18 protein-coding genes are annotated in these 17,724 nt (G+C 71.9%); 11 read left to right on the top strand and 7 right to left on the bottom strand.

Going from position 1 to position 17,724, the window contains the following annotated elements; genetic code table 11:
* Window positions 1-56 precede the first annotated feature (56 nt).
* A complete protein-coding gene (gene sgcE6 / locus AMK24_RS29635) occupies window positions 57-605 on the top strand; it encodes an NADH-dependent FAD reductase SgcE6 (RefSeq protein WP_073771985.1) in 549 nt (182 codons plus the stop codon).
* Entirely contained in the window at window positions 602-1,951 is a 1,350-nt protein-coding gene (locus tag AMK24_RS29630) for a cytochrome P450 (protein WP_073771984.1), read from the top strand. The genes sgcE6 and AMK24_RS29630 overlap by 4 nt, the downstream gene beginning before the upstream one ends.
* On the opposite strand, the gene AMK24_RS29625 is transcribed toward AMK24_RS29630, so the two are convergent.
* Window positions 1,839-2,693 (bottom strand): helix-turn-helix domain-containing protein, encoded by an 855-nt coding sequence (locus tag AMK24_RS29625; protein ID WP_073771983.1) that lies wholly within the window; start codon window positions 2,691-2,693, stop codon window positions 1,839-1,841. The two genes, AMK24_RS29630 and AMK24_RS29625, sit on opposite strands and share 113 nt — an antisense overlap.
* A gap of 25 nt (window positions 2,694-2,718) precedes the next feature.
* On the bottom strand, window positions 2,719-3,798 hold the full coding sequence (locus tag AMK24_RS29620; protein WP_242435302.1) for a transcriptional regulator: 1,080 nt from the start codon (window positions 3,796-3,798) through the stop codon (window positions 2,719-2,721).
* A gap of 317 nt (window positions 3,799-4,115) precedes the next feature.
* On the opposite strand from AMK24_RS29620, the gene AMK24_RS29615 reads away from it, so the two are divergent.
* From AMK24_RS29615 to AMK24_RS29600, 4 genes are all read left to right on the top strand, one after another.
* Window positions 4,116-4,646 carry a DUF5987 family protein gene (locus tag AMK24_RS29615; RefSeq protein ID WP_199876533.1) on the top strand — a complete coding sequence of 177 codons (531 nt, stop codon included), beginning with the start codon at window positions 4,116-4,118 and terminating at the stop codon, window positions 4,644-4,646.
* Complete coding sequence (locus tag AMK24_RS29610) at window positions 4,643-6,298, top strand: FAD-dependent oxidoreductase (protein WP_073771980.1); 1,656 nt, start codon at window positions 4,643-4,645, stop codon at window positions 6,296-6,298. The genes AMK24_RS29615 and AMK24_RS29610 overlap by 4 nt, the downstream gene beginning before the upstream one ends.
* A gap of 139 nt (window positions 6,299-6,437) precedes the next feature.
* Window positions 6,438-6,908: an acyl-CoA thioesterase gene (locus AMK24_RS29605; protein ID WP_073771979.1), complete on the top strand. Its 471-nt coding sequence runs from the start codon at window positions 6,438-6,440 to the stop codon at window positions 6,906-6,908.
* Window positions 6,909-7,145: 237 nt separating this feature from the next.
* Entirely contained in the window at window positions 7,146-7,949 is an 804-nt protein-coding gene (locus tag AMK24_RS29600; RefSeq protein ID WP_073771998.1) for a TIGR03084 family metal-binding protein, read from the top strand.
* A gap of 53 nt (window positions 7,950-8,002) precedes the next feature.
* Here the strand turns inward: AMK24_RS29600 and AMK24_RS29595 are convergent, their stop codons facing one another.
* Window positions 8,003-8,986, bottom strand: coding sequence for a hypothetical protein (locus AMK24_RS29595; RefSeq protein WP_073771978.1), 984 nt, complete (start codon window positions 8,984-8,986; stop codon window positions 8,003-8,005).
* 539 nt (window positions 8,987-9,525) lie between these two features.
* Entirely contained in the window at window positions 9,526-10,767 is a 1,242-nt protein-coding gene (locus AMK24_RS29590) for a helix-turn-helix domain-containing protein (RefSeq protein WP_242435300.1), read from the bottom strand.
* A gap of 274 nt (window positions 10,768-11,041) precedes the next feature.
* Here AMK24_RS29590 and AMK24_RS33475 point away from each other — a divergent pair, with 274 nt between their 5' ends.
* From AMK24_RS33475 to AMK24_RS29575, 4 genes are all read left to right on the top strand, one after another.
* A complete protein-coding gene (locus tag AMK24_RS33475) occupies window positions 11,042-11,659 on the top strand; it encodes an acyl carrier protein (protein WP_073771977.1) in 618 nt (205 codons plus the stop codon).
* Window positions 11,660-11,778: 119 nt separating this feature from the next.
* A complete protein-coding gene (locus AMK24_RS34025; protein WP_158072180.1) occupies window positions 11,779-11,940 on the top strand; it encodes a hypothetical protein in 162 nt (53 codons plus the stop codon).
* A gap of 41 nt (window positions 11,941-11,981) precedes the next feature.
* On the top strand, window positions 11,982-12,533 hold the full coding sequence (locus tag AMK24_RS29580; protein ID WP_073771976.1) for a carboxymuconolactone decarboxylase family protein: 552 nt from the start codon (window positions 11,982-11,984) through the stop codon (window positions 12,531-12,533).
* 24 nt (window positions 12,534-12,557) lie between these two features.
* Entirely contained in the window at window positions 12,558-13,478 is a 921-nt protein-coding gene (locus tag AMK24_RS29575; RefSeq protein ID WP_073771975.1) for an oxidoreductase, read from the top strand.
* Between the two features lie 24 nt (window positions 13,479-13,502).
* On the opposite strand, the gene AMK24_RS29570 is transcribed toward AMK24_RS29575, so the two are convergent.
* Window positions 13,503-14,543 (bottom strand): carboxymuconolactone decarboxylase family protein, encoded by a 1,041-nt coding sequence (locus AMK24_RS29570; RefSeq protein WP_073771974.1) that lies wholly within the window; start codon window positions 14,541-14,543, stop codon window positions 13,503-13,505.
* Window positions 14,540-14,878, bottom strand: coding sequence for a hypothetical protein (locus AMK24_RS29565; RefSeq protein ID WP_073771973.1), 339 nt, complete (start codon window positions 14,876-14,878; stop codon window positions 14,540-14,542). The genes AMK24_RS29570 and AMK24_RS29565 overlap by 4 nt, the downstream gene beginning before the upstream one ends.
* Before the next feature lie 304 nt (window positions 14,879-15,182).
* Here AMK24_RS29565 and AMK24_RS29560 point away from each other — a divergent pair, with 304 nt between their 5' ends.
* Window positions 15,183-16,364, top strand: a complete 1,182-nt coding sequence (locus AMK24_RS29560) for an acyl-CoA dehydrogenase family protein (protein WP_073771972.1) — start codon at window positions 15,183-15,185, stop codon at window positions 16,362-16,364.
* Window positions 16,365-16,430: 66 nt separating this feature from the next.
* Here AMK24_RS29560 and AMK24_RS29555 read toward each other — a convergent pair whose 3' ends face one another.
* The gene (locus tag AMK24_RS29555; protein WP_079190685.1) at window positions 16,431-17,693 is read right to left on the bottom strand and encodes a cytochrome P450; all 1,263 of its coding nucleotides are present in this window, start codon (window positions 17,691-17,693) and stop codon (window positions 16,431-16,433) included.
* Between the last annotated feature and the right edge of the window lie 31 nt (window positions 17,694-17,724).

Raw genomic sequence — 17,724 nt, 5'->3', positions numbered from 1 at the left:
CCCGATCCGTCGGCACACCACCGAGCCGGGCCCCGGCCGCCGGCAGGGAGGCAGAAATGAGTCCGATCACCGCTCCGCCCGCGGAGCTAGTCGACCCGAACGACCGCGTACAGCTCAGGAGGGTGTTCGGGGACTTCCCGACCGGCGTCACCGTGGTGACCGTCGGCGGGAGCGAGCCCCGGGGCATGACGGCCAACTCGTTCACGTCCGTCTCGCTCTCACCGCCGCTGGTGCTGATCTGCGTCGGCAAGGACGCCGTGATGCACCAGCGCCTCACCGCCCTGCCGACGTTCGCCGTATCGGTTCTGGAAGCCGGGCAGGAGAAGGCCGCCAGGCATTTCGCGGACCGCTCCCGTCCGCCGGGCGCCGACCAGTTCGACTCGGTGGACTGGCTGCTCGGGGAGGCGTCCGGCGCACCGCTGATCGCGGGTGCGGTGGCCCACCTGGAATGCGCGAAGCACCGGCTCTACGACGGTGGCGACCACACGATCTTCCTCGGCGAAGTGATCACGGCGACGCGCTGGCCGGTCCGCGAGGGGATGCTGTTCTCCGGCGGCCGCTTCCGCCGGTTCGCACCGGATGCGGGCGAAGGAAGGGCGGCATGAGGATCGATCCGCCCGGCCCGCCGCTCAGGGCGCTTCCGGGACTGCTGAGGAAGCTGGCGGTGGACCGCCTCGGCATGATGCAGGACGCGGCCGACCTCGGGGACGCCGTCCGCGTCTCCATGGGGCCCAAGAAGCTGTACGTCTTCAACCGTCCCGACTACGCCAAGCACGTCCTGGCGGACAACAGCGACAACTACCACAAGGGCATCGGTCTGGTGCAGTCCCGCCGGGTGCTGGGCGACGGTCTGCTCACCAGTGACGGTGAGACGTGGCGCGAACAGCGCAGGGCCGTGCAGCCGGCGTTCAAGCCGGGCCGCATCAACCAGCAGGCGGCCGCCGTCGCGGAGGAGGCGGTGAAGCTGGTCGCCCTGCTGCGCGGTCACGAGGGGGGCGGGCCCGTGGACGTCCTCCAGGAGGTCACCGGCCTCACCCTGGGCGTGCTGGGCCGCACGCTGCTCGACTCGGACCTCACCGCGCACGAGTCGCTCGCCCATTCCTTCGAGGAGGTCCAGGACCAGGCCATGCTGGAGATGGTGAGCCAGGGCATGGTGCCCGGCTGGCTGCCGCTGCCTCCGCAGGCGCGCTTCCGGCGCGCCCGCCGGGAGCTGTACCGGGTGGCCGACCTGCTGGTGGCCGACCGGCGCTCCAGGATGGCCGGCGGGGAGGCGGACGACGACGCGCTGGCCCGGATCATCGTCGCGGCCGACCGGCGGCGGGGCGATCCGGCCGGAACCCGCCGCAGGCTGCGCGAGGAGCTGGTCACCCTGCTGCTGGCGGGACACGAGACCACGGCCAGTACGCTCGGCTGGACCCTGCATCTGCTGGAGCGTCACCCCGAGGCGCGCGACCGGGTCCGCGCCGAGGCCCGCGCCGCCCTCGGCGACCGCGTCCCCCGGCTGGAGGACCTGCACCGGCTGCCGTACACGACGATGGTGGTGCAGGAGGCGATGCGGCTGTTCCCTCCCGTGTGGATCCTGCCCAGGGTCGCCCAGCGGAGCGACGTGGTGGGCGGCTACACGGTGACCGCCGGCTCGGACGTGCTGGTCTGCCCGTACATCATGCACCGCCACCCGGGCCTGTGGGACGATCCCGAGCGCTTCGACCCGGATCGGTTCGAACCCGGGCAGGTGGCCGCCCGGCCCCGGTACGCGTACATCCCGTTCGGCGCGGGGCCCCGATTCTGCGTCGGCAGCAACCTCGGGATGATGGAGGCGGTGTTCGTCACGGCCCTGGTCACCCGCGATCTCGATCTGCGTACTGTCGCCGGACACCGGGCGGTTGCCGAACCCATGCTCTCCCTGCGGATGCGCGGAGGGCTACCGATGACGGTGAGTGCGGCGAGGTGAGCCGGCTCTCGAGGGCGAAGTGGGCCAGCAGGACCGGTGGATCGAGGGCGTCCACCTTACGCAGGAGGATGTCCACCGGACGGAGCAGCGCGCCGGGGTGCACCACGAGCGGTCCGCTGTGCCCGAGGAGCAGCGGTTCGGAGTCGAGCCGGTGGGGCTGGTGGCCGACGGAGTAGGAGTGGGCCAGGATGTGCCAGGTGCCCACGGGGACGTCCCGGAGCTCGAAGGCCCCGGGGCTCTCCAGAGTGGTCCAGCGCGCCGGCCGGCCCTGGCGCATCCTGCCGGGGAACAGGCCCACGAAGACCCGCTCCGGCCTCTCGCCCGGAGCGGAATGAATGCGTCCGCGTAACGAGAGGTTGTGGGCGACGGAGGTAATACGGCTCGCGGGGGAGGGGAATCCCGGCTGCACCCCGCCGAAGTCGCGATAGGCGCTCGGGGAAAGGCCCACACAGGCCTTGAACCGCGAGCTGAAGGTACCGACGCTGCTGTAGCCGACCTGGCTGCTGATATCGGCCACACTGAGTGCAGTATGCACCAGAAGTCGCTTGGCCTCCTGAATCCGTAAGGCGGACAGGAAACGCCCGGGAGAGGTACCGGTGACTTCACGGAAGATGCGGGTGAAATGGAACTTGCTGAACATCGCCGTGCGCGCCATGTCGTCGATCGTGAGGTTCTGACCGAGGTTGACGTGCATGTACTCGACGACCCGGCGGACCGCGTCCTCGATGGTGTTCGTGGTCACCGTAACTCCCTGTCGAAGTAGGCCGTCAACGGCGAGGTGGCTGAGTGGTACGGAGTTCCGGGCTGTCGGCCGCGGCGCTGTGCCGGCGCCGGACCATCTCCTCGGCGAACCGGCGCCAGGCGTCCGAGCAGTGCTGCGCCAGGTCCGCCATCGAGTCGACGCAGTGGGCGGGGACCGCGTCCGCGCGCCGGCGCCAGGCCTCGTCGACGACGAACCGGTTGTGCAGCCAGCGCATGAGTTCGCGCCCCTGGTCGGAGTGGCGCATGGAAGGGTCGTTGGAGAGCCTGCGCAGCGCCTCCAGCGGCGCCCGGGACCGCGGGGACACCGGCGGTCTCCCGGCGACGGCGGGCGGCGCCTTCGGGCTCGTCCGGACGACCGCGCCGACGGGCGGCTTGGCCGCCGCCTGCTTCTGGCGGGCGGGCCCCGTCTCCAGCATCGCGCTCTGCCGGTTCTGCGGGACCGGGTCCTCGCCCCGCAGCAACCGGCGGCGGACGTCGTGCGCCGTGCCCAGCGACAGCCCGGTCTGCTCGACGACGGAGCGCAGCGGGAGCGCCGGGTCCTGGGTCAGCAGCGCCGCGGCGTGCAGGCGTTCGGCGGTGCGGTCCAGCGGGTGGATGCGGCCGTCCGCCCCGGTTCGCACGTTCAGCAGCGGAGAACCCGCGGCTGAACACGTCCGCACACCCGCCACGGTCTTGGCGTCGAGTCCCACGTGCGCGGCGACCGCGCGGTCGGACAGGGTCGGGTGCGAGGCCAGGATGCGGGCCGCGGCGGTCTTGCGGTCGGCGACCGACAGCGGCAGTCCGTTGGTGATGTTCGCCGCGACGGACCGCAGGAACACCTGCTCCTCGGCCCCCTCGAAGAAGGTGACCTCGACGGTGTCCAGCCCCTTCAGGCGGGCCGCGCCGATGCGGTGCATGCCGTCGACGACCCGCATGGTCGGCCGGTGGACCAGGACCGGCGGCAGGGACGCGTAGACGGTCGCGAGGCGCTGTACATGGGAACGATCGATTCCGTTCAGGCGTGGGGAATCGGCGGGAATGAGTTCATCGATCCGTACGACACGCCGTGAACGCTCCACGACGCGTTGGGCAGAGTCACTTTTCACGTTTCCCCCAAGACATGAGACCAGGGCTCACTTCCACATGCGGTGCCCGTGCAGAAGCGTTTCCACGTGCAGGTGATGAAGACATCCGTGCGGCCAGACTAGTGAGCCGCTCGCCCGCGCGCGTAATCCATCCGCCGCTTCGCGCCAACTCCGTGGAGTCGGTTTCAAGGTCGCCTCCACTTTGGCTAGTTGCTTGAACCGGTCGAACGAACCTAGTTTTCTCCTCGCCGCAAGGCATCCCACTCCGGACTGCGAGAATGGAGAGCGAGTTGCGCGACGACAATGAGCGAGGGGCGCCGGCCGGCGACATCCGGACCATGACCCTGGAGGCCTACGCCGACACGATCGTGCCGGGTCAGAAACGCTCCGCGGACGACCGGGCCATCGCGGGAGTGGCCACCGGCGGCGGCGCCGTCCAGGCGGGGGCCCTGGAACTCCTGCAATGGGATGCGACCGGCATACACGAGGGTCTGGACGACCTGGTGCGCCTGGTCAACGAGCATGCCCTGGCCTACGCGGCGGAGCGGGGTCTGGCCCCGGATCCGACGGTGCCGCCCTTCGTGGCGCTGGAGTACCCGGACCGGGCCGCCCTGATCCAGCGGCTGACGACGCCGGGCCACCCCGAGAAGGAGTTCTGGGTACTGCTCTCCCTCTTCTGCAACATGGCCTTCGACTCGGCCGCGCACCTCAACACGGCGCAGGCGATGGCCGACGGGCATCCGGGACTGGAGGCCATGGGCCTGAGCACGCCGGACGCCGACGGCCTGTGGCGATTCCAGGATTACAGCTACGGGCGCGAGTTCGCCCGCCTCCACCCCGACACCACGTCCACCGGGAGCCCCGCATGAGCACCACGGCCGAGCGCACGGACGTCCTCGTCATCGGCAGCGGATTCGGCGGCGCGATCGCCGCGTACCACCTGGCGGCGGGGGGCGCGGACGTCACCGTCCTGGAACGCGGTCCGTGGCTGGAGAGCAAGGAGTTCGAGCACGACTACAAGCTCGGCTCCTCCTACACCAGGGCGTTCGACTTCACGGTCGGGGACGGCATGAGCATCCTCGGCGGGAACTGCGTGGGCGGCGGCAGCGTCGTCTACTTCGCCGCGATGCCCCGCGCCCCGCGCTTCGTCTTCGACCGGCAGGGGTCCATAGGACGCCGGATGTGGCCGCAGGCAGTGAGCCGCGACACCCTGGACCCCTGGTACGACCGGGTCGAGGAATCCCTCTCCGTCACCCGGCAGGACTGGAACGACGTGAGTTACGCCGGCGGGCTCTGGGCCGCGGCGTGCAACCACGCCGGTCGCACCGCCAACCCCCTCGCCGTCGCCATCGACAACACCAAGTGCGTGAACTGCAACTGGATGATGGCCGGCTGCCGTTTCGAGGCCAAGCAGTCCCTTCTGGTCAACTACCTGCCCGCCGCCATCGCCCATGGGGCGCGCATCCGGCCGCTGCACGAGGTGCAGTACCTCACGCGCACCCCCGAGGGCTCCTACCGGGTGCACTACAACGTCGTGCACGACGACGACTACCGCCTGCAGGCGGGCAGCGGCGTCATCGAGGCGAAGATCGTGGTCATGGCGGCCGGCGCGGGCGCGACCCCGGTGATCCTCCAGCGCAGCGAGGCCCACCTGGGCACGATGCCCCGAGCGGTCGGCCGCTACTTCTCCGGCAACGGCGAGCGGCTCAACACCGCCATCATCGACGAGGCGAAGGCGGCCGAGCTGTTCGGTCTGGACCGGGGCGACGGGCTGGCCTACGCGGCCAACCAGATCGGCAAGGGCCCCACCGTGGCCAGCTGGGACAGGCTGGACGGTTCGCTGCCCGAGTACTCCCGCTACTCGCTGGAGCAGCTCTACTTCCCGCCGGGCCTCGGCACGATCCTCGCCCAGGTGCCCGGCGCCACCGGCCCCTCCTGGTTCGGCAAGGAGAAGAAGGAGATCCTGAAGCAGTGGACCTCCTGGCTCACGATCTTCACGATGATCGAGGACGACAACGAGGGCGTCTTCGGACCGCCTCCCGCCACGGGCAACGCCCACCGCATCTCCCAGCAGATGCTGGGCCGGGGCAACCTGCGCTACGAACCGACGAAGAACACCCTGGGCGCCTGGGCCGCGTCCGACGCCGAGGTCAAGGAGATCCTGGAGAAGGACGGCCTGGCCAAGGTCATGCCGTGGACCAACGACCTGGTCGGCGCGTACACCGTCCATCCGCTCGCCTCCTGCCGGATGGGCGACGACCCGCACACCTCCGCCCTGGACGACAGCAACGAACTCCGCGACCACCCGGGCATCTTCGTCACCGACGGCTCGTCGGTGCCCGGCGCGCTGACGGTCAACCCCGCGATGACCATCGCGGCGCTCGCCGAACGCGCGATGCCGGGGATCGTGCGCGCCGCGCAGAGCCGGGGCGTCTCCGTCACCTACGGCGCACCGGCCCCCGACGGTTCCGCGAGCGGCCGTAACAAGGTCCTCCCGCTGTTGCCGTCGGCACGCGGCTGATCCCGCGCGCCGACCGGCGCCCCCGCCCGCGCTCTCCGCCCGGAGCGCGGGCCACCGACCCCGCAGGTTCTCGCGGCCAGTGGGTTGCATCACGCAACTCGGTGCGATGACCGGCCCCGACGACGAAGGGCACAGACCGATGACCGCGACGATCCCCGACTACTTCGAGCTCCGTCACACCGTCGGCTTCGAGGAGACGAACCTCGTCGGCAACGTCTACTACGTCAACTACCTTCGTTGGCAGGGACGTTGCCGCGAGCTCTTCCTCAAGGAGAGGGCCCCTTCGGTGCTCGCCGAGGTCCAGGAGGACCTCAAGCTCTTCACGCTCAAGGTGGACTGCGAGTTCTTCGCCGAGATCACCGCCTTCGACGAGCTGTCGATCCGCATGAGGCTCTCGGAGCTGCGGCAGACCCAGCTGGAGTTCACCTTCGACTACATCAAGCTGGGCGGCGACGGCGGCGAGACCCTGGTGGCGCGGGGGCGGCAGCGCATCGCCTGCATGCGCGGCCCCAACACGGCGACCGTGCCGACCCTGATACCCGAGGCCCTGGCCGAGGCGCTCGCACCCTATTCCGACCGGGCCGGCTCCTCCGTGGGCCGCGCCGCCTAGGGCGGGTTTCGAAAGTCCCGCCTGCTCGGCGGCGTCCGGGCGGACGGCGCTCCTTTCGAAACACGCCCCAGAGCCTCCCATTCGGACCACGTGGAGCTCGCTGCGCCCGGCCCGCTCCTGCGCCGCCTTGTCGTCGACCGCCGGCGCCCCGCGGCGACCCCGTCCCGACGGCCACCCGGCCCACCCGGTGGGCAACCCCGTCCCCGTCCTGGAACACACCCTGTGAAGGAGTACGAGATGAACACGCTCGACGACGTCCTCAACCACCTGGCCACCGACATCGAGGAGCTGGCGCAGCTGGTCGAGAAGATCGACGAGGACGCCTGGTCCACCCCGACGCCGGCTCCCGGCTGGACCGTCACCGACCAGATCGCGCATCTCACCTTCGTCTTCAACCTGGCCAGGACCGCGGCGGCCGCGCCGGCGGAGTTCAAGGCCGTCACCGCCGCCGCGGCCGGGAACTTCGACGGAGCGGTGAACGCGGCCCTGAAGCAGTTCAAGGACTTCCCGCCGCAGGAGCTGCTCACCCGCTTCCGGGCCATGGGCCGGGCCTCGGTCGAGGCACTCGCCGCGGTGCCGGCCGGCCAGATCGTCCCGTGGCTGGTCAACCCGCTGCCGCCGGTCGTCCTGGGCTGCGCCGGGATCATGGAGGTGTTCGCCCACGGCCAGGACATCGCCGATGCCCTGGGGGTCCGGCGCACGCCCACGGAGCGGCTCCGCAACATCGTGGACTTCGCCTGGCTGACACGCGACTTCGGCTACGAGTCGCACGGTCTGACCCCGCCGGCCGAGCCGTTCCGCTTCGAGCTGACCGCCCCCTCGGGCGAGGTCTGGACGGTCGGCCCCGAGGACGCCACCGACACGATCAGCGGTCCCGCGCACGACTTCTGCCTGCTGGTCACCCGCCGCCGCCACCGCGACGACCTGGCCCTGACCGCGTCGGGCCAGGAGGCGGAGCGGTGGCTGGACATCGCCCAGGCCTACCGGGGGCCGGCGGGCGAGGGGCGCAAGCCCGGACAGTTCGCGGCGACCGGGAGCTGACCGGCGCCCCGGGGCCGGGCGCCGGGGGCTCCCGCCCGTCTCCCCACGGCCGGTCAGTACGCCTGGTGGGCGGCGGCTTCGGCGGGTTCCCGGTCCCGGCCGATGTCGGCTAGGGCGTTGAGCACCATCGGGGGGTTGTCGGCCAGTCTCCGCAGCAGGGGAAGCCACCAGTTCACCCCGTAGGTCGCGTGGATGCGGCAGGTGCGGCCCGCCACCCGGTGGCGGCGCAGCAGTTCGGGCCGGACACCGTAGAGCATCTCGATGTCCTGGACGTGTTCCAGCAGCCCGCGCTCCTGCGCCGCGGCCAGGACCTCGGCGTCCTGCGTGGCCAGGCTCAGCTCGACGCCCCGGTCCAGGAGGAGCTCCGCGAGATCGAGGTACCGGTCGTCGAGGGCCGGGCCCCGGGCCAGGGCCACATCCGGTGGTTCGGGCGAGGAGCCCATGACCAGCCGGATGGTGCGGCCCGGCCCCGCTACGGCCATGGCGTCGTCCCCGGTGCGGTGCAGGTGCGCCTGAAGGGTGATTCCGAGGTTGTCGTAGCGGGTCGCCAGTGCGTCGTGGACGGCCAGGACGGTGTCGATGTCCTCGGAACCCTCCACGAGCAGCACGACCTCGCTGCCGCGGAGCGCCGCGGCGGCCGCCAGCCGGCCGACGTTGCGCAGGGCGGCCTCCGCCGAGTGGGCGAGGCCGATCCGGGACAGGTCCAGACCGATCCGGTCCGGGGCCGGTTCGTGGTCGAGCAGCCGCAGATGCTCCTCGACCACGTGCTCCGCACGGACGGCGTCGGTGGCCCCCTGATCGGGGCCGGCGAACTCCGCGCTCACGCGGTAGCCCCGGGAGCGCAGCCGGGCGGCCTGTTCGAGGAAGCCCGCGCGGTCCGAGGCGAGCACGTAGCGGCGGGCGGCGGGGGAGAGCATGTCCCGCAGTGCCGAGGAGGGGGCGGCGAAAGCGGTCCTGCACCGCGCGTCGCCGGCCAGCCGCCGCAGTCCCTCGGCCGCCGCCTCCAACAGGGCACGCTGGGACATCTCGTGGTTCACGGCGGGGCCTCGGCCTTCTTCTCGGTGGAAACCTGCTACGGCCGGAGCCGCTGTACCGGTCAGCGGACGCACACCGGCGCCTCGTTCCGCACGGCGCGGCCCGTCGGCCGTGCGACGTGGGACCGGATCCGCGCCGGAGCATCGCCCCCCGGGCGTCGGTGGGTGTCCGGCACGGACAGGCATGTACCAGTTTTTGGCAATAACTTGCCAAAGTTCTCAACGTTCATTGCTGCAACAACACACCAGCACTGGCAAGCATTTTCGCCGATCAACTCGATGTTCCCCATCATGGCCGCCCGAGGTCGGAGGAGGGCTACTCGGCTTGCATATCAGCACGCCCCTTCACCAAAGGCAAGTAATTGCCAGCGCGTTCGATAATTTCGGCAACAAAGTGACCGATGCAGGAGGTACACATGCGTCAGCAGACGCAGAACCGGGGGCGAACGGCCGCGGCGGTACGGGGGGACCGCACGCGGCGGCGCCTCGCGCCGACGGCGGCGGGCACGGCGGGGCGACGGACCTCGCGGTCCGAAGCGGCCTCAGCCGCCGGCGCCTCCCCCGACCTTCCCGCGTGCCCGCATGAGACATTCCGCCGCGAGCCGCCAGATCTCCGCGGCGAGGTTGATGTTGGAGTTCTCCTGCGCCTGCTCGGCCAGGAGCTGGAGGCCGGCCAGGCCCTCGTCCTCCTCCCCGCTCAGGATGCGCAGCTGATGGCTGAGGACCTCCAGGCGGATCCGGCTCTGATAGGGCAGCCGGAGCTCGGTCCGACCGAGCCTCTCCAGCAGCGCGCGGGCATCGGCGAACCTGCCCTCGTGGAAGGCGAGGCGCGCCCGCAGCGCGGCGAGGGACTGTTCCAGGGCGGGTGTGCGGGCGAAGGGGAGAGCCGCCTCCGCCGCCTCGATGCAGCGCTGCGCGGCGTCGGGTTCGGGGGGAAGCTTCTGGAGGTGGAGTTCGGCCATCGCGATGCGCAGCCGCAGCCAGATCGTCAGGTTCTCCCGGCTGTCGAATCCGTCCAGCGCCTCCTGGAAGAGGACCTGCGCCGCGGCGAACTCGCCCTGCCGCACCTTCAGCGCGCCCGCCGTCCACAACGCCTCGGCCCACAGGGTGTCGGACCGCCCCCTCACCAGAGCGATCAGCTCGTCGGCGTGGCGCCGGGCGTCGGGCATCCGTCCCGCCTCGGCCTCCACCGACACCAGGACCAGCAGGGCCGCGGCCCTGTCCTGACCGGACAGCGCGTGGTCGACCGCGAGCCGGTGGGCGGTGCCGGCCGCCTCCACCGCCGGGACGATCTCGCCCAGCACGCGCAGGGACCGGGCGAACTGGGTCAGGGCCCGCGCGCGCAACTCGGCCAGACCGATCTCCTCACTCAGCGTCACCAGCCGCTCGAGGTAGCCGCGCTCGCCGGCCGAGTCGCCGTGCCGGCGCTTCCACTGCCCCAGCAGCCACAGGGCCTGCCAGCGGAGCATCGGGTCCTGACCGTATGCGGAACGCACCGCCTCGGCGAGCAGCTCACTGGTCTCGTCGGACTCCAGGGAGGTGGCCAGGGAGAGGATCTGGGCGAGCGATGTGGCCCGGGATCCCTCGAACTCCGAGGGACTGATGCCGAGTTGTCCGGCCAGGTGGGCGACGGCGCGGTCCGTGGGCTGCCGTGCACCCGACTCCAGGCGCGAGAGATAGCCCGTGGACATGCCGTCCCCCGCGAGCGCGGCCTGGGACAGGCCCCGCTCGGTCCTCAGCTGCCTCAGACGACGGCCGAAAGATGGCTGCTCCAACACGTGCACGCCCCAACGAATGGATGGAGGACGAAGGTTTCTGGCTCGGCCCGGTCCCCGTGGCCTGCCACGCTGTTCCTTCCAGTTGTGCCAGAGACTATGCCGGTCGCGCGCGGCTTGGCAAACCTGTCGACCTCGAAGACCTACACATCTCGCCCAACTCCTGGGCCTGAATGGCAAGTAGACTTGCCCGCAGCTTGGAAAAATATTGCCACAGAGCATGTGCTCCCGTACCGTGACAGGGAGTCGATGCAGCCGACACATGTCCATGGAGGTGGCGACAATGGCCAGTGACCGCTCTGCCGTCTCCGGCCGGAACCGTTCCGCGGGGTCCGGCGCGTCGAAGGGCCGCGAAGGCGACGAGTACCGGCTCGGCGACGTACGGGAGTTCATGATCGGCGTGTGGAGCGAGCTCCTCGGCCGCTCCGATCTCACCGAGCATTCGGACTTCTTCGCACGCGGCGGGGACACGCTGCTGATCACCCGGCTGGTCCGCAGGATCACCGAGAGGTTCGGCGTCGCGGTGTCGCTGCGCGAACTGTCGCGGCGCAACCTCGGCGACCAGGTGGCGCTGGTGCACGCCTCGCGGCTGCGCTCGGCCCGCCGCGGCTCCCGTCGGCCGACCGTCACCACGCGCGACATCCGCCGGGTGCTGGCGCGGGGCTGGGGTGATCTGCTCGGCTTCCCGAACCCCTCGGAGGGCGCCGACTTCTTCGCGCACGGCGGGGACTCCCTGCTGATCACCCGGCTGGTCCGCAGGATCGACCGTGAGCTGGGCGTCACGCTTCCGGTGCGCGACATGCTGGCCGCCCCGACCCTGGGGGAGCAGACGCTGCTGCTCAGCGACGCGGTCGCGGGATCCCGCCGCTCCGTCTTCACGAGCGGCCGACAGTCCGACTGATACCCAGGCAAGTTGCCAAAGTCTGGCATATCGTTGCCACTGCGAGTCCGATTCACTAGCTTCCTGGCATCACGAGGTCTCACCGTCCCGCGGTCACGCCGCCCTCGCTAGGAGCTCGCATGGGTACCGCACTTCACGTTGCCCGACTGTCCCTCCTCATCGGCACGTTCGGACTCGTCACCCTCCTCGCCACGACCTCCGCCCACGCCGCAACGGCGGGAGAAGACGTGGAATGGCCCTTCGCCAGCATCCGCGCCGACGACGAGGTCGAATGGCCCTGATCCCCCGCCGTCCGCCCCTCGCCCTCCCGGAAGGAAGATCCGTGCCCCATATCGCACTCGACAACGACCTCCCCGGTATCAGCGGCCTGATGGCTCACCGCCCCGACACCGCCGCTCCGCTGGGCGATCTCGCGAACGCCCTGCTGCGGGCGCCGTCCTCGCTCGAACCGGGGGAGCGCGAGCTCATCGCGGCGTACGTCTCGCACCTCAACGCCACCGAGTTCTGCTCCGCCTCCCACGGGGCCTTCGCCGCCGCGCAGCTGAGCGGGGGCCGGAAGCTGGTCGAGGCCGTCCTGGCCGATCCCGCGACCGCGCCCGTCGACGGGCGGATGCGCGCGCTGCTGGCCGTCGCCGCCGAGGTCCAGGACGCGGCGCGCCCGGTCTCCGCCGAGGCGATCGCCTCGGCGCGGGCCGAAGGGGCGGACGACACCGCTCTGCACGACACCGTCCTGATCGCCGCCGCCTTCTGCATGTTCAACCGCTACGTGAGCTGCCTCGCCACCGAGCTGCCGAAGGACGGCGAGTACTACGAGCACTCCGCCCGGCAGATCGTCGCCGACGGCTACCGCGCCGCGATGGCCCAGGCCGGCTGACGCCTCCCCGGAGAGGGACGACGGATGAGCACGCGGCGACGGTGGAGCACCGCCGATGTCCCGGACCGCACCGGCACCACCGCGGTGGTCACCGGTGCGAGCTCCGGCATCGGACTGCACCTGGCCCAGGAACTCGCCCGGCACGGCGCCCACGTGGTGCTGGCCGTACGCGATCCCGACCGCGGGATCGCCGCGGCGGCCCGCATCCGGGCCCAGGCGCCGTCGGTCGAGCTGACGGTCCGCCGGCTCGACCTCTCCAGTCTCGCGTCGGTGCGTGCCGGCGCCGAGGAACTGCGCGACCGCTTCCCCCGCATCGACCTGCTGGTCAACAACGCGGGCGTGATGTGGACCGACCGGGCCCGCACCCCGGACGGACACGAACTCCAGTTCGCCACGAACCACCTGGGGCACTTCGCCCTCACCGGTCTGCTCCTGGACTCCCTGCGGGCCGCATCCGGCGCGCGGGTCGTGACGATCAGCAGCTACCTGCACCGGCTGGGGCGCATCGACTTCCGCGACCTGCACGGCGAACGCCGCTACAGCCGGTACCGGGCCTACAACCAGTCCAAGCTGGCCAACCTCATGTTCGCGCTCGAACTCCACCACAGGCTGGCGGAGTCGGGCGCGGAACTGGCCTCGCTCGCCGCCCATCCCGGGCTGGCCGCGACCGGCCTGGGCCGGGGCTTTCCCGCACCCGTGCGCAGGTTCGGCTCCCCGCTCGCCCCCCTGTTCCTCCAGCCGGCCGCGGCGGGAATGCTGCCCGCTCTGCGGGCCGCGACCGATCCCGACGCGCGCGGAGGCGAGTTCTACGGGCCCCTCGGCGTGACCGAGACCCGGGGCGCGCCCGGGCTCGTACGCCCCGGCAGAACGGCCCTCGACCCCCAGGCCCGGCGCCGCCTGTGGGAGGAGTCCGAGCGCCTCACCGGCGTACGCCTGCGCCCCTGAGACCGCCACCCGCTGCGAGGCCGTTCACCCCCGCCCGGCGGCACCGGACACGGCGAGCCGGCTGCCTACGCGCACGGCGGTGGTCAACGCGGCGTAGGACGTGAGCTCGACGAGTTCGCGGTCGGTGGACCATCGCCGCCTGAACGCCTCGACGTCCTGCGGGAGCACCTGGTAGGGGGCGAAGGCCGTCAGCAGCGCCAGCCGTGCCGCGGGCACGTCCTGGGCCGGCAGGCCGGCTACGGCCTCGTCCAGCCACCCCCGGCCGAGACCCGGCGCCGATCCGTCCCACGCGTCCAGACGCGTGCGCAGCCGCTCCCGGACCGGCTCGGGCACCCAGTGCGCCCCCTGGTCCACGGCGGTGACGGCACGTCCCAGGGCCTGGGCCACGAAGGGGCTGCCCTCGGCCCACTCCAGCCCCGGCGGCAGGGGCGCCGGGGGCAGCAGGTCGAGCGAGTCGCCCGGCGCCAGCGGACCCGGTGCGACCGGACGCATGGCCAGGGCGGTGGTCCGCATGATGGGGCCGCGCAGCGGCGTCGGCGTCCGGGCCGGCATGGGGGAGTCGGCCAGGAAGAACGACACCATGCGGTTGATGTAGTGGAACGTGACCACGACGCCGCACAGTTCCGGCGCCTGTTCACCGCTGAGCGGAAACGGCTCCCCGCCGTCCGCCACCCCGTCCCCCGGCTGCCGTCCCGCCTCCCGGACCCACCGCAGGAGCCCGGCGCCGACCCCGTCCGGGGGCAGGGTTCCGAGAACCGCCTGGTGCACCTGGACACAGTACGGGCAGTCGTTGGCGCGGGAGACCTCGGTGGCGACCGTCTCCTTCACCGCCCGGCTCACCCGCCCGTCGACCAGCAGGGTCTCCCGCAGCATCAGCCACGCCGCGGCCAGCGACGCCGCGGCGGGCGAGTGGAGGGCCAGGGGCGGCGCGAGCACGCCGAACTGCTCCTCCGTCTCCCGGTACACCCGGGCCACCAGGCCGCGGGCCTGGCGGGGGGCGACCACGTCCACGTACCTCACCTGCCGCAGGGATCCCCGCAGCACTGCCCGCACAAGCGGCCTCATCGTCGCCTTCCCTTCCCGTTGTCGAAGCTCGGCGCCCTCGCCGACGGCGGTTCGCCCGGCAGGTCCTGTCCGGTCCGCGGCGGCGGGCAGCCGTCGGGGCCGTGCGGCCCCGACCCCGGATCGTCCGCGCGGGTCTCCGGCTCCACGGCGCCCGGACCGAGCACCATCTGTTCCATCAGCATGCGGACCAGCGCGGTCGCCGCTTCCTGCGCGGTGGCCGCGCTGTACGCGGCGGGCGAGGCCGCCGCGGTGGCGAGGACCGTGTCGGCCGACGGCCTCGCGGTGGCGGGTGCCACTGCGGTCGACACCCGGGACGGGCGGTCGCTGTCGCTCATGGGCTGCCTCCCTGACGGATCCGGGCACCGGCCCGGCGTTGTCGGCGACGGGCGCCGGCGCCGGCCGTGGCTCCGGCCGAGAAGCACATTCTCGATCCTCGGGCCGGTCGCGGCCTTCTCGTGGGATGCGCTCTCGCCCAGGCCCGGTCGGCATCGGCGGAGGCGACCGGCAATCAAGGAGATGCGACGCCCGTACGACTCGGTGAACCATGCGGGAGCAGGGCGACGCCGTCCTGACCGATGCGCGCAGACGCCTGCTTCCGCACAGCGCGGACAGGGCGCCTCATGATTCCTGGAGGACCGAGTGGACCAGACGCCTACGCCCGCCCGCACCGAACTGGTTGAACGTGCCTCGAAGTTGAGGCCGCTGCTCCAGTCCCACGCGGCATGGACCGAGGAGAACCGGCGGTTGCACGAGGAGTCGGTCGAGGCGATGGCCGCGGCCGGGATCTTCCGCATGCGCGTGCCGGCCCGCTACGGCGGCTACGAGTCCGACGCCCGCACCCTGGTGGACGTGGCCGCCGAACTGGCTCGCGGCGACGGATCGGCCGCGTGGACGGCGTCGGTGTGGTGGATCCCCACCTGGATGGCGGGCCTCTTCCCGGACCACGTGCAGGACGAGGTGTTCTCCCGGCCGGACGTCCGGGTCTCCGGCACCCTCAGCCCCGGCGGGATGGCGGCCCCGGTCGACGGCGGCGTCGTGGTGAACGGCAAGTGGGGCTTCATCAGCGGCGCCTGGCACAGCCACTGGCAGGTCCTGATCGCCGTCTCGCCCACCCCCGACGGCGCCATGCAGCCCGTGATGGCTCTGGTGCCGACGGACCAGCTGCAGATCGTCGACGACTGGTACACCTCGGGTCTTCGGGGGTCCGGAAGCGTCACCACCATCGCCTCGGACGTCTTCGTCCCCCAGGATCGGGTCCTTCCGCTGGGCGCGGTGCTCCAGCAGCAGTACGCCTCCGAACTCAACGCCGCCTCGCCGATGTTCCGCGCGCCGATGCTGGCCGTGGCCTCGGCCTCGTCGGTCGGCACCATGACCGGACTGGCCGCGGCGGCCCAGGACGTCTTCCGCGGCCGGCTGCCGGGCCGGAAGATCACCTACACCGAGTACGAGGAGCAGGGCGCGGCGCCGATCACCCACCTCCAGTTGGGCGAGGCGAGCCTGCTGGCCGACGAGGCGCGGTTCCACGCCCACCGGCTGGCCGACCTGGTCGACTCCAAGGGGGCCTCGGGCGAGGCCTGGACGCTGGAGGAGCGGGTGCTGTGCCGCGGCCTGCTGGGGCGGGCCTGCCGCCTGGGCAAGGAGTCGGTGGACATCCTCGCGCAGGCGAGCGGCGGTTCCTCGATCTACAACGACGTCCCGATCCAGCGCGTGCAGCGCGACGCCCAGAGCATCACGCTGCACGCGCTCATGAACCCGAGCACCAACCTGGAGCTGTACGGCCGGGTGCTGTGCGGGCAGGGGCCCAACACCCTGTACGTCTGAGAGGGGCGCACCACCGGCCGGGACGGTCGCCGTGTTCCGGCCGGCGGGGTGCTCGGGAGCCGGGGTTCAGGACTCGGGGCTCAGGGTCACGGGGAAGGTGTCGAGGCCGCGGACGACCCAGCGGTCGCGGTAGACGGGCGGCTGGGAGACGGTCAGTTCCGGGAACCGGCGCAGCAGCCGCGGCAGCGCGATCCGCGCCTCCAGGCGGGCCAGCGGAGCGCCCAGGCAGAAGTGGCCGCCCGCGCCGAAGCTCAGCGGCCTGGCGGCCTCGGAGCCGTCCCGGCGGGGCGCGTAGCGGTCGGGGTCGAAGCGGCCGGGATCGCGGTGGCGGTCGGGATCCCGGTTCGCGGCGGCCAGGATGAGGACCAGCTTGGAGCCCGCAGGGACGGGCAGGCCCAGCAGATCGAGGTCCTCGGCAGCCCACCGGCTGGTGACGTGGACCGGCGGCTCGAACCGGAGGATCTCCTCGACGTAGCCGTCGGCGAAGTCCGGTTCGGCCCGCAGCCGGGCCGCGTACGCCCGGTGTTCGAGGGCGAGCATCACCCCGTGGCCGATCAGGAAGCTCGTGGTCTCGAACCCGGCCGTGAGCAGCACCATCATGGTGCCCATCAGCTCGTCGTGGTCCAGGCGCCGGGGGGAGCCGTCGTGGGCCTCGGCGAGCAGGGTGACCAGGTCGTCGGCGGGGACGCGGCGGCGGTGGTCCAGGAGGTCGTCGAAGTAGGCGCTCATCTCGTCCATGGCGGCGTCGGCCCCCGCGAGCGCGCCGGGGTCGGTGAAGCCGTCCGTCGCCACGGCGACCCGGGAGGCCATGTCGCGGAACCACACCTGGTCCTTCTCCGGGAAGCCGATCATCTCGCTGATCACCGCGACGGGCAGCCGGGCGGCGAACTCGGCGACGAGGTCGACCGGGGAGCCGTCGGAGCCGAGCCGCGCCATCCGGTCGAGGAGCCGGTCGGTCATCTCCTCGATCACCCCGTGCATCCGGCGCACCTTGGGCGGGGTGAACGCGAAGCTCACCACCTGGCGCAACCGGCCGTGGTCGGGCGGGTTGCTGTAGAGCATGGAGCTCGTGAACCCCCGGACCGAGGAGTGCGACCGCCACGACGGGAAGACGACGTCGTAGCTCCTGCCGTCCTGGACGCGCAGGGCCGGCTCCCGCAGCGCCCGGTCGCACGCGTCGTGGCCGACCACCACGAAGCGGCCGGGTTTCGTGGGGACCGCCTGCCCGTGCGCGCGGATCGCCTCGTAGAGGGGGTAGGGGTCCTGGCGGCCCCGCACCGTGCCCAGCGCGTCGAGCGCCTCGACCGGCGACATGACCGTGCCGGCCATACGCTCTCTCCTTGTCTGCCGTACCCCGCGC

This window comes from Streptomyces sp. CB02366 (genome assembly GCF_001905905.1).
Taxonomy (GTDB): Bacteria; Actinomycetota; Actinomycetes; order Streptomycetales; family Streptomycetaceae; genus Streptomyces.
The sequence above is the reverse complement of the archived record's forward strand: the minus strand, read 5'-3'. Positions and strand labels throughout refer to the sequence as shown.